The sequence below is a fragment of the Amycolatopsis sp. NPDC104819 genome (genome assembly GCF_055583145.1).
Genome location: NZ_JBVJON010000006.1, coordinates 1 through 11,044 on the forward strand (window position 1 = coordinate 1; position 11,044 = coordinate 11,044).

At 72.4% G+C, this 11,044-nt stretch carries 10 protein-coding genes; all 10 read right to left on the reverse strand.

What is annotated here, in order from left to right:
* Nucleotides 1–112: 112 nt before the first annotated feature.
* Nucleotides 113–397 (reverse strand): HPr family phosphocarrier protein, encoded by a 285-nt coding sequence (locus ACZ63E_RS19365; RefSeq protein ID WP_465337491.1) that lies wholly within the window; start codon nt 395–397, stop codon nt 113–115.
* Nucleotides 398–422: 25 nt separating this feature from the next.
* Nucleotides 423–2,090 carry a phosphoenolpyruvate--protein phosphotransferase gene (gene ptsP / locus ACZ63E_RS19370; RefSeq protein ID WP_465337493.1) on the reverse strand — a complete coding sequence of 556 codons (1,668 nt, stop codon included), beginning with the start codon at nt 2,088–2,090 and terminating at the stop codon, nt 423–425.
* Nucleotides 2,091–2,124: 34 nt separating this feature from the next.
* Nucleotides 2,125–3,180, reverse strand: coding sequence for a zinc-dependent dehydrogenase (locus ACZ63E_RS19375; protein ID WP_465337495.1), 1,056 nt, complete (start codon nt 3,178–3,180; stop codon nt 2,125–2,127).
* Nucleotides 3,177–3,632 (reverse strand): PTS mannitol transporter subunit IIA, encoded by a 456-nt coding sequence (locus ACZ63E_RS19380; RefSeq protein WP_465311395.1) that lies wholly within the window; start codon nt 3,630–3,632, stop codon nt 3,177–3,179. Before ACZ63E_RS19380 ends, ACZ63E_RS19375 begins: the two co-directional genes overlap by 4 nt.
* Entirely contained in the window at nt 3,622–3,930 is a 309-nt protein-coding gene (locus ACZ63E_RS19385; protein ID WP_465311394.1) for a PTS lactose transporter subunit IIB, read from the reverse strand. Before ACZ63E_RS19385 ends, ACZ63E_RS19380 begins: the two co-directional genes overlap by 11 nt.
* A 34-nt stretch (nt 3,931–3,964) precedes the next feature.
* Nucleotides 3,965–5,077: a mannitol-specific PTS transporter subunit IIC gene (gene mtlA / locus ACZ63E_RS19390; protein WP_465337496.1), complete on the reverse strand. Its 1,113-nt coding sequence runs from the start codon at nt 5,075–5,077 to the stop codon at nt 3,965–3,967.
* 77 nt (nt 5,078–5,154) lie between these two features.
* Nucleotides 5,155–6,090 (reverse strand): 1-phosphofructokinase, encoded by a 936-nt coding sequence (gene pfkB / locus ACZ63E_RS19395; protein ID WP_465311392.1) that lies wholly within the window; start codon nt 6,088–6,090, stop codon nt 5,155–5,157.
* Nucleotides 6,091–6,404: 314 nt separating this feature from the next.
* Nucleotides 6,405–7,094 carry a helix-turn-helix transcriptional regulator gene (locus ACZ63E_RS19400; RefSeq protein WP_465337498.1) on the reverse strand — a complete coding sequence of 230 codons (690 nt, stop codon included), beginning with the start codon at nt 7,092–7,094 and terminating at the stop codon, nt 6,405–6,407.
* A gap of 399 nt (nt 7,095–7,493) precedes the next feature.
* Complete coding sequence (locus tag ACZ63E_RS19405; protein ID WP_465337500.1) at nt 7,494–10,304, reverse strand: AAA family ATPase; 2,811 nt, start codon at nt 10,302–10,304, stop codon at nt 7,494–7,496.
* Nucleotides 10,305–10,310: 6 nt separating this feature from the next.
* Nucleotides 10,311–10,829: a helix-turn-helix transcriptional regulator gene (locus ACZ63E_RS19410; protein WP_465337502.1), complete on the reverse strand. Its 519-nt coding sequence runs from the start codon at nt 10,827–10,829 to the stop codon at nt 10,311–10,313.
* Nucleotides 10,830–11,044 lie beyond the last annotated feature (215 nt).

Here is an 11,044-nt window from a genome sequence, read left to right on the forward strand (position 1 = left end):
CCCCCCCTCCCCCCCCCCCCCCCCCCCCCCCCCCCCCCCCCCCCCCCCCCCCCCCCCCCCCCCCCCCCCCCCCCCCCCCCCCCCCCCCCCCCCCCAGGCCGGGGCAGGCTGCTCAGCTCGCCGGCTGCTCCGCCGAGTCGAGGTCGCGGGCCAGCAGGTCCGCCACCGCCGAAAGCGCTTCCTCAGCGCCCTCGCCGTCCGCCGTCAGCAGCACCTCTTCGCCGCCGCGGACACCCAGCGCCATCACCCCGAGGATGCTCGACGCGTCGACCAGCTTGCTCTCGTCCCGGCCGATCTTGACCGGGACCGGCTGGCGCCCGGCCAGCTCGACGAGCAGCTTCACCGGTCGCGCGTGCAGCCCGACGGGCGAGCCGATCACCACTTTCCTACTGGACATCAGGAACTTCCCATCTCGTGAACGCTCAGTCGACCGATCGGGCCGAGAACTCTTCGACCACCTTGCGCGCCGACGGCACGTCCGGGGCCCCCAGCACCTCGCCGGCCAGGATTTCGCACTGCTCGAGCGTGTAGTCCTTCAACGCGGCCCGCACCGCCGGGACCGCGGACACCGACATCGAGAGGCTGGTGATCCCCAGCCCCGCGAACACCGGCGCCAGCCCGGGGTCGCTCGCCGCTTCCCCGCAGATGCCGGCCGGCTTGCCCGCCGCCTTCGCCGCCGCCGCGACGGTGGCCACCAGCGCCAGCAGCGCCGGCTGCCACGGGTCCAGCAGCTCGCCCAGCTCGCCGAGCATGCGGTCGGCGGCGTAGGTGTACTGCGACAGGTCGTTGGTGCCGATGCTGACGAAGTCGACCTCCGCCAGGATGTCCCGCGCGCGGATGGCCGCGGCCGGCACCTCGATCATCACGCCGATCTTGCCGATCCCGTGCTCCCGCGCCAGCTCACGGAACGCCGCCGCCTCCGCCGGGGTGGCGATCATCGGCGCCATCACCCGCACGTCCGCGTCGTGGTCGGCCGCCGCCAGGCTGATCGCCTTCAGCTGCGCGGTGAGCAGACCCGGGTTGCGGACGCCGACGCGGTACCCGCGCACCCCCAGAGCCGGGTTCGGCTCGTCTTCGGTGTTGGCGAACGGGATGTACTTGTCGGCCCCGGCGTCGAGCGTGCGCAGGACGACCGGACGGCCGCCGAACCCGCGCAGCACCTCGCCGTAGGCCGCCCGCTGCTCCTCGACCGTCGGGGCTTCCGTGCGGTCCAGGAACAGAAACTCGGTGCGGAACAGCCCGACGCCTTCCGAGTCGGCCGCCGCGTCCGACCCCGCGCCGCCGGCACTGCCGACGTTGAGCAGGAGCTTGACCGGGTGGCCGTCCGCGGTGGCGCCGGGACCGCTGTGCGCCGCGAGCTTTTCCTTCAGGGACACCGCTTCCGCCTCGATCCGGCGGACGTGGTCGTCGTCCGGGTCGACCGCGACGGTGCCGCGGGTGCCGTCGACCGCGATCCGCGTCCCGTCCGCCAGCCCCGCGGCGCCGGCGCAGCCGACCACCGCGGGGATGCCCAGCGCCCGGGCGACGATCGCCGTGTGGCTGGTCGGCCCGCCCTTCTCGGTGACGATGCCGAGCACCTTCGCCGGGTCGAGCAGCACCGTGTCGGCGGGCGCGATGTCCTGGCCCACCAGCACGAACGCGCCCTCGACGGCCGGGATGCCCGGCTGGGCCAGGCCCAACGCCGCGGCGATCGCGCGGTCGCGGATGTCGATCAGGTCCGCCGCGCGCTCGCCGAGGTAACCACCGATGGCTTCCAGCGCGGCGACGTGCTTCCCGAACGCGTCGCGGATCGCCCACGCCGCGGGGCGGCCGTTGGTCACCGCGTCCGCGATGCCGGTCCGCAGGGACGGGTCCTGCGCCATCATGATCTGGGTGTCCATGATGGACTTCGACTCGCCCGACACCGAAGCCGCGCGCTTCTCCAGGTCCGCCACCGCGGTGTCGAGCGCTTCGCCCGCCGCCGCCAGCTCCGCTTCGGGAGCCGACGGCGCGTCCCAGTGCTCGGGCAGCACCGGGGGCGGCGTCAGCCGCACCACCGGGCCGGCGGCCGCACCCGGGCTGGCCGGGTTGCCGCGCAGTTGGTCAACCACCGTGGGTCGCCTCCTCAGGGTCCGCACCGCCCGCTCACGCGGGGACGGCGCCCGGCTCGATCGTCACCTTGATCGCCTCGCCGCTGCTGACGATGTCGATCGCCTTCAGCACGTCCGACAACGGCAGGTGGTGGGTGATCAGGTCGTCGACCGGGACCTTGCCCGAGGAGATCAGCTCGAGCGCCTGGCGGTTGTGGTCCGGGCTGGACCCGTTGGCGCCGTAGATGGTCAGCTCGCGGTAGTGCACCAGGTTCGAGTCGCACGCGATGACCGGGTTGTCCTTTGGCAGGCCGCCGAAGAAGCTGATCCGGCCGCGGCGCGCGGTCATCTTCAGCGCGTCCTCCTGGGCCTTGCCCGCCGCCGCGGCCGTGATGACCACGTCGGCGCCGTCGCCCCCGGTGAGCTCGAGGACCTTCTCGACCACGTCGACCTCGCTGCCGCAGATCGCGACGTCCGGCTTGACGAGGTCGGCCGCGAGGTCCAGCCGGTGGCGGTTGAGCTCGACCAGGTACACCGCGGCCGCGCCCTTGGCCCTGGCCAGCCGCACGTGCAGGCAGCCGATCGGGCCCGCGCCGACGACCACCACGACGTCACCCTCGCCGACCTGCGCGAAGTTCTGTCCGTTGAGGACACACGCGAGCGGCTCGGCCACCGACGCCTCGGCGTAGCTGACACCCTCGGGGATCCGGTTGACCCCGTCGACCTTGAGGACCTGCTTCGGCACGATCATGTACTCGGCGAAGCCGCCGTCGAAGTGGTAGCCCATCGACAGCTGGTTCGGGCAGACCTGCTGCAGCCCCTTGCGGCACTGCTTGCACTCGCCGCACGGGATGGCCGCGATGACCTGCACGCGGTCACCGGGCGCCCAGCCCGAAGTGTTCGAGCCGGTCTCCACGACCTCGCCGGCGATCTCGTGGCCGATCACGCGCGGCGGGTCGATGTGGTGGTGCCCGTGCCGGAAGATCTTCAGGTCCGTACCGCACGTCGACGTGTTGTGCACCCGGATCTTGATCTCGTCCGGGCCGGGGTTCGGTTCGTCCGCGTCCTCGACCCGCAGGTCGCCCGGCGCGTAGAAACGTGCCACCTTCATCGGGAAAACTCCTCGTCCACTTCGTTCAACAGTCGCAGGATCGTTTCGGCGTCCGGCGCTTCGCGCAGTTCCTTGACCTGGTCGGCGTCCATCAGGATCCGGGCCAGCGACGACAGGATCCCGACCTGCTCCGAGCCCTTCGCCGCGATGCCGACGCAGAGCCGGACGTCGTTGCCGTCCCAGTCGACCCCGTCGGGGAACTGGAGGATCGCCAGGGCGGTCCGCTTGACGAACTTGCGGGACTCGTCGGTGCCGTGCGGGATCGCGACCCCCTCGCCGAGGTAGGTCGAGACGGACTTTTCGCGCTCGTGCATGGCGTCGACGTACTCCGGCTCCACCGCCCCCAGCTCCAGGAGCTTCCGGCCGACCTGGGCGATCGCGTCGGCCTGGTCGGGGGCGGTGCGGCCGATGAGCACGGACTCCGGCCCGAGGATGACGGCGTCAGTCGGCAAGGGAACCGCCGTCCCGGATCGCCTGTTCGACGCGGTCGAACACCGGGTCGCCGAGGAAGCTCTGGAACCCCAGGATGACGGCGGTGGTGTTCGCCTTGCGCGCCCGGCTGACCAAAGTGGACTGGCACAGCACGACCTGCGCGTCGCCGGGGATCTCGTTGACCGGCGTGTGCTCGACCTTGACCGAGTACGGCTTCAGCCGCTTGGCCAGCTGGGAGGCGACCATCACGCTGCTGCCCATCCCGGCGTCGCAGGCGATGATGACCTTCTTGACTTCCTTGCCTTCGATGCTGCTCATTCCCGTGCTTCCTTCCTTCGATCGACGGTGATCGTCACGCCACGGCCCCGCCGTTGGCCACGGCCAGCTCGCGCTCTTCCTTCCGGGCGTCCCGGCCGAACTTGAGCAGCACCGCCGCGATGATGAACGACACGGCCGCCGCGATCACGACCCCGGCGATCACGCCCAGGTAGCCGCCCTTCGGCGTCACCGCGAGGACCGCGATGATGCTGCCCGGCGACGGCGTGGCGGTCAGGCCCGCGTTGAAGATGCTGAACGTCGCGACACCCGCCGCGCCACCGGCGATCGCGGCCAGGATCAGCCGCGGGGTCGCCAGGATGTACGGGAAGTAGATCTCGTGGATGCCGCCGAGGAACTGGATGACGATCGCGCCCGGCGCGGTGGCCCGCGCGCTGCGGGCGCCGAAGAACGTCAGCGCCAGCAGGATGCCCAGGCCGGGGCCGGGGTTCGGCTCGATCAGGAACTGGATGGCCTTGCCGTCCCGCAGCGCGTCGGCGACGCCCAGCGGGCTCAGCACGCCGTGGTTGATCGCGTTGTTGAGGAACAGCACCTTGGCCGGCTCGACGATGATCGAGACCAGCGGCAGCAGGTGGGCGTCGATCAGGGCCTGCACGCCGTTGCCGAGGCCCTTGGTGATGCCCTGCACGACCGGGCCGATGCCCAGCATGCCCAGCACCGCCATCGTGCCGCCGATGATGCCGGCGCTGAAGTTGTCGACGAGCATCTTGAAGCCCGGCGCGGTCTTGCTGCCGACCTTGTCGTCCCAGAGCTTGATCAGGAAGCCGCCCAGCGGGCCCACGATCATCGCGCCGAGGAACATCGGGATCGACGCGCCGACGGCGATGCCGACCGTGGCCACCGCGCCGACGACGGCGCCGCGCTGGCCGTGGACGATCCGGCCGCCGGTGTACCCGATCAGGACCGGCAGCAGGAAGTTGATCATCGGGTCGACGAGCTCGGCGATGTGCGCGTTGGGCGTCCACCCGCTCGGGATGAACAGCGCGGTGATCAGGCCCCAGGCGATGAACGCGCCGATGTTGGGCATGACCATGGCGGCGAGATGGCCGCCGAATCGCTGGATGGTGACCCGTGCGCGTTCGGCCCTCGACGGAGTTGCTTCCTCTTCGCGCTCCGCAGTGGTAGTCATCGTTGGCTTCCTTCTCTGGAAAAGGGTTTGGAGGGTTTTGCCATCCAGCGATGGCGTCGAGCGGGACGAAGGTGGTGCTATTCGCGCACTTTCTCGTCCCACTCCGGACGCGGGTCCACCCGCACTCGACGTGCCCCCACGTCTTCGGGACCCGGCATCGTGCTCCCGGGCAGCGACACCGCGGCCGCTCCCCAGGCGACGGCTGTGGCCAGCGCCTGCGGGCCACTCCCCCCTGCCGCCAGGAACCCGGCGAGCATCGCGTCGCCGGCTCCGACCGAGCTCCGCGGTTCGGCCGATGCGTTGGCGCACCAGACTCCCGCGTCTTCCACCAGCACGGCGCCCTTGCTGCCGAGACTGGCGAGTACCTTCCCCGCGCCGAGGGCGCGAAGCTCCTGGGCGGCGTCGACGACGTCGCGCACGGTGCCCAGCTGCCGACCGACCGCTTCCTCGAGCTCGTCGAGGTTCGGCTTGACCAGGGCCGGGCCGGCCTTGACCGCGGCGCGGAACGCCGGGCCGCTGGTGTCGATGACGACCTTGGCGCCGGTCGTCGCCAGGCGCGCGATCAGGTCGGCGTAGAAGTCGTCACCGGCGCCGGGCGGCAGGCTTCCCGCCGCCACCACCCATTCCGCGTCGTCCACATGGGACATCAGGGTGTCGCACAGGGTCTCCAGCTCCGCACCCGACAGGTGCGGGCCGCTCTCGTTCACCTTGGTGACGGTCGCGTCCGGCTCGACCACGCTGATGTTGCTGCGCACCGGTTCGGCGGTGCGCACGCGGACGACGTCGATGTTGTAGTCGTGCAGCAGGCCGATCAGGTGGTCGCCGTCGGCGCCACCGGCGGGCACGACCGCCCGGGCCTTGAGTCCGTTGCGGACCAGCGCACGGGCCACGTTGATGCCCTTGCCGCCCGGCTGGACGCGCGCACCCGTCGCCCGGTGCAGCTCGCCCCGGATGAGCCGGTCGACCTCGACCGTCCGGTCGACGCTCGGGTTCGCCGTCAGGGTCACGAACACTTCAGCACACCTCCACCGGGGTCCTCGTTGGTTTGGTTGATATTGCCTGCGTTCATCTTCGTTTGCAAGACCCGACTTCACCCAAAGTTCAACCGTTATCATCGGGAGATCGTGATCTTCCCGCCCTGGCCTGGAAGAACTCCGCACACACGGTGAAGTCAAAAACCAACACAAAGCAATATCGCCACCACCGCCGCCGGGTACGGCAAGGCGGGCCGGGTGCCCCTCCGGAATCCGGAAGGACGCCCGGCCCGCCGCCGAGTTCCCGCACGTCACACCGCTCCGGCCGGTCCGCCGGGCGGCCACCACCGGGGTCACCGCACGAAGTCCGGCAGCGCGCGCGGAGGCCACGACCCGACCCCGAAGATGCCCATGGAGTAGGCCTTCGAGATCAGCGCCGGCCGGTTCTTCACCTTCATCTTCCGCAGCAGCGTCGTCACGTGGTACTCGACGCCGCCCCGGCTCATGTGCAGGTTGGCGGCCAGCTGGATCGTGGAGACCCCGGAGGCCACCCCTTCGAGGATCCGCGCGTCCATCTCGGACAGGACCTTCTTCTTGTGGCACGCGACCTGGTGGCCGCGGTCGTTCTTGTCCGGCCGGAAGACGACCGTCAGGCTGTCGAGCCGGTCGCCGAGGCCGTGCACCGTGGAGCCGATGAACTCGCCCGAGAGCGTCGTGCCGTTCTCCCGCATCACGAGGATGCGCTCGACGAACCGGCGCCGTTCGCCGCGGGCCAGCAGCCGCAGCTGGTTCTCGACCTTGCTCCGCACGCTGGGGTGCAGCAGGTCGCACAGGCTGGTCCCGGTCACCGCGTCCGAGCTGCGCTCGAAGACCCGGAAGAACTCCATGCTGGCCGACACCACGCGCAGGCGGTGGTCGAGGTTCACCATGCACATCTCGGGCGTGACCGCGTGGAGCGTGGGCTTGCGCGGGGCGGTCCGGCCGCCCCGGTCCACCAGGACGACACCGACACCCGCAGCCAGATCCGCAACGTCCGCACTCATGAAGGCATTCCTTTCTCCGGCTGGAAGCTGAACCACCCGGGGCGAAAAGGCCGGCGGCGGGGAAGGTCTCGGTGACCGTGTGAGCCGCTCTCCGGGGTGATGCAGATCATGTTATGCACGCTTGATTATCACCGGCAACACAATCCGGACACCTGGTCTTAACACTGTGGTGCGGTGGCGGCGGGGGTACGGAGGTACGGAGGGCGGTGGGGTGCGGTGCGGTACCGAACCCCGTACCGCACGGGCAAAATCGCTGCCCTTTCGCACTTTCCGCCTGGGAAAAGGGGGTCCGAACCAGCACCCCGCGCGCCGCACCGGGCTCCGAACCGTGGTGCGGACCCGCACCGGTCCGCACGCCGGGTGGTACGGACCCCGCACCCCGCGGTGCGGCAAGGGAAATCAGTTCTCGGGTTCGAGCGCGCCGAGGCGCTCGACGAGCTCCGAGCGGCCGCTCACCTCGAGCTTGCGGTAGGTGCCGGTCAGGTTCTTTTCGATCGCCCGCCGGGTGACGCCGAGCGAGTCGGCGATCCGCTGGTTCGTCCAGCCGCGCACCACGAGCCGCGCGACCGTCGCCTCGGTCTTCGTCAGGTTCCCCATGCTGTCACCGGAAAGCCGCAGCACCGGGCCGTTCAGCTCGGTCTCCCCGCTGCCGTCCAACCAGGACGCGCCGATCAGCTTGACCTGCTCCCGGCCCTCGGCCAGCAGCTCCTCGGCCTCCGGCAGCCCGGCGTCGAGCAGGCGGGTGCCCAGGATGACGGCGGTGCGGGCGCGTTCGACGACGTTCTCCGACTCGCGGACGATGCCGGCGGCCTCCTGCAGCAGCGCGATGCCCTCGGCGCCGCCGGTCAGCATGCCTTGCAGGCGCAGGGAACGCCCGACGCTGAGCGGTGTCCCCCAGCGCTGCGCGTACTGGTCCTCCTCGGACGCGTGCGCCTGGGCGGCGGCCAGGTCGCCGAGGCGCTGGCGCACCAGTGCGGCCCAGATCCGCCACGGGTACTGCGGGGTGTTGACCCAGCCCTCGCGCTCCAGCCGGCGGCCGCAGTCGAGGAACCGGCCCAAAGCCGTGGCCGGGTCGCCGCGGACCAGGTCGACCATCCCGCGGGTCAGCCGCCGGGCGGCGAACACCCGGTGGTCGGTGCTGTCCATCGGCACGGCCAGCAGCCGCTCCCCCAGCTCGGGGTCCTGGGTTTCCAGGGCGACCTGGGCGAGCGTGGTGACCGACCGCGCGAGCGCGTCCGGCCAGGCTTCGTGGCCGGCCCCTTCGAGCACACCGAGCGCGATCCGCCGGGCCTTGGCCAGCTCCCCTTGCGCCAGCTTGACTTCCGCGGTTTCGGCGGCGATCAGCGGCGCGGTGCCGGGCCAGTGTTCCTGGGCCGCCTGCGCGGCCGCGGTCAGCGCGGGCTCGAGCACCGCGGCGCGGTCGGCCAGCACCGTCGTGGACACCAGCAGCGGCAACGACGTGTAGGCGTGGCGCGGGTCGAGCGGCTCCTCGCTGATCAGTCGCTTGAGGACGGTCTCGACGTCGTCGGCCGCGACGCTGCCCGAGAGCACCGCGGCGTGCAGCAGCACCACCGCCAGCTCGCGGCCCGCGGGCGAGTCCAGCCGCTCGGCCCGGTCGAGCTCGGTGAGCCGGGCCAGCGCGGCGTCGCCGCCCGGCGGCTGCCCGACCCCCGGGTACCAGCTGCGCGCCTCGGCCCGCAGCGCGAGCTCGACCGGTTCGCCCGCGCGCAAGGCGGGTTCGACGGCGGCGCGCACGGCCGCGCCGAGGCTCGGCGCCGACGCGGCGAACGCGGGTGGGATCCACAGCGCCGCTTCGGCCTGCTGCGGTCCGGCCGGCAGCAGCGACAACGCCTGCGACAGGTGCCGGGCGGCGGCGACGAGGTCGAACCCGCGTTCCGCGGCGGCCAGCTCGACGAGCAGCCGGCCGCGCTCCTCGCTGTCGGGCGCGGTGTTCAGCAGCGCCCGGCGCAGGTAGCGCGCCGCCAGCTCACCCGCGCCGCGCTCGAGCACGGTCACCGCGGCCGAGCTGAGGATCCGCACTTCCCAGGGGTCTTCGGCGGTGCCGACCTTCATCAGCGTTTCGGCGACGCGCTCGGCCGGGCGGCCGTGGTCGTAGAGCAGCCGGGCGGCGCGCCGGTAAAGGGTTTCCCGCAGCTCCACCGGGATCGCGGACTCGACGCCGTCCCGCACGCTCGTGGTGACGAACCCGATCCGGCCGTCCCGGCGGTCGGCCAGGCGCAGCCGTTCGAGGTGCTGCACCGCCGAGGAGTACTCGACGTCGTCGAGGCCGGCGAGGTCGGCGGCGAGCCCGGGTTCGGCGAGGTCACCGAGCACAGCGACCGCGCGGGCCAGCGCGAGCACCGCGGGCGGCTGCGACCCCAGCGACATCAGCACGCGGTGGTCGAGCACCCGCACCGCTTCGGCCTCCGCGGCGGCGGTCTGCGCGGCGATCGGCCGCAGCCCCTCGGCGACCAGTCCGGTGAGGACGGTCGCGACGTCGGCGGGGTTGCCGCCGGAGACGCGGTGCAGCATCGCGGTGAACGGCTCTTCCGCGCGCTCGCCGAAGGCGACTTCGGCCATCGACGCGACCCCGGACGCCGAAAGCGGGGCGGGCACCACGATCCGCGCGGCCGCCGTCACCAGCTCGTGCACCAGCGGGTACTTCGGCGCCTCGCACTCGTCGGCCAGCGCCAGCGCCAGCAGGATCCGCGACCCGCTCAGCCGCTTGGCGAGGTACCCCAGCAGCCGCAGCGATCCCTGGTCGGCCCACTGCAGGTCGTCGACGATCACCACGACGAGGTCGTCGTGGGACATCGCGTGCACGACCGTGTGCAGTCCATAAAGGACCGCTTCGGTCGGCAGGTAGTGCTCGTGGCCGTTGGTGATGAGCCGTTCTTCGGTCAGCGCGCGCAGGATCTGCTCGGACGCGCCCTGGAACCAGCGGTCCCGTTCGGCCTCGCCGGCGGCGACGAGCACCGGGCGGCACAGCTGCTGGGCGATGCCGAACGCGAAGTCCTCTTCCAGCCGGGTGGCGTCCGCGCGCAGCACCCGCGCGCCCGCGCCGAGCGCCGCGGCCGTCGTGTCGCGCAGCAGCGCCGACTTCCCGCTGCCGGCCGGGCCGCTGATCAGCAGCAGCGAGCCGTCACCGCCCGCGGCCGCGTTCAACGCGGTCGCGATCGCGGCCCGTTCGGCGTCACGCTCCAGCAGCACCGGTCATCAACTCGCCGCGGTGCCGGGGCTCATCAGCTCGGCGAGCTGCCCCCGGCCGGTCACGGTCAGCTTGCGGTAGATCCGGGTCAGGCGCAGCTCGACCAGCCGGCCGCTCAGCTGCAGCGCCCGGGCGATCTCCGGATTCGTGCGGCCCGCGGCGGCGAGCGCGGCGATCCGGGCCTCCTGTTCGGACAGGGCGCCGGCGGGAGCGCCGGGCGCGGGCCGGAAACCGGGGTCGGAGCCGTGGCGGGCCAGCCCGCCCGAAACCTCGCGGATCTTCTCCGCGAGCCCGGCCGGCAGCAGTTGCGGCCGCAGGGTCGCCACCCGCCCGAGCAGCGCGGCGGCCTCGGTGGTGTCGCCGTCTTCGAGCCGTGCGGCGGCCAGCTCGGTGACGGCCGTCAGGAAGTCGACGCGGCGGGCGGTGCCCTCCAGCAGGGTCACGGCGCGTTCGAGGTGCGCCCGGCGCTCGGCGCCGGTGAAGATCTCGGCCAGCCGCAGGCTCGTGGCGCCGCGGGCGCCCGGCACCCCCCAGGTTTCCGCGCGGTCGAGCGCTTCGCGGGCCAGTTCGCCGGCGTCGGCGCCGGAACGGGCCGAGGCGAGCGCCGCACCGGTCCGCCACGGTAGGTCGACGGGGTTGCCCTCGCGCCGCCCCGCGGCGCCGGGGGGGGGGGGGGGGGGGGGTGGGGGGGCGGCCCGCGCGTCGCCCTCGTCCCGGTATGTGAGACCCCGTCGCCCCAACA

Bases quoted from the DNA above. Each gene is read 5' to 3' on its own strand.
- ACZ63E_RS19375 (WP_465337495.1), bottom strand. From the start codon at position 3,180: ATGAAGGTGGCACGTTTCTACGCGCCGGGCGACCTGCGGGTCGAGGAC.
- ACZ63E_RS19365 (WP_465337491.1), bottom strand. From the start codon at position 397: ATGTCCAGTAGGAAAGTGGTGATCGGCTCGCCCGTCGGGCTGCACGCG.
- ACZ63E_RS19385 (WP_465311394.1), bottom strand. From the start codon at position 3,930: ATGAGCAGCATCGAAGGCAAGGAAGTCAAGAAGGTCATCATCGCCTGC.
- ACZ63E_RS19400 (WP_465337498.1), bottom strand. From the start codon at position 7,094: ATGAGTGCGGACGTTGCGGATCTGGCTGCGGGTGTCGGTGTCGTCCTG.
- mtlA (WP_465337496.1), bottom strand. From the start codon at position 5,077: ATGACTACCACTGCGGAGCGCGAAGAGGAAGCAACTCCGTCGAGGGCC.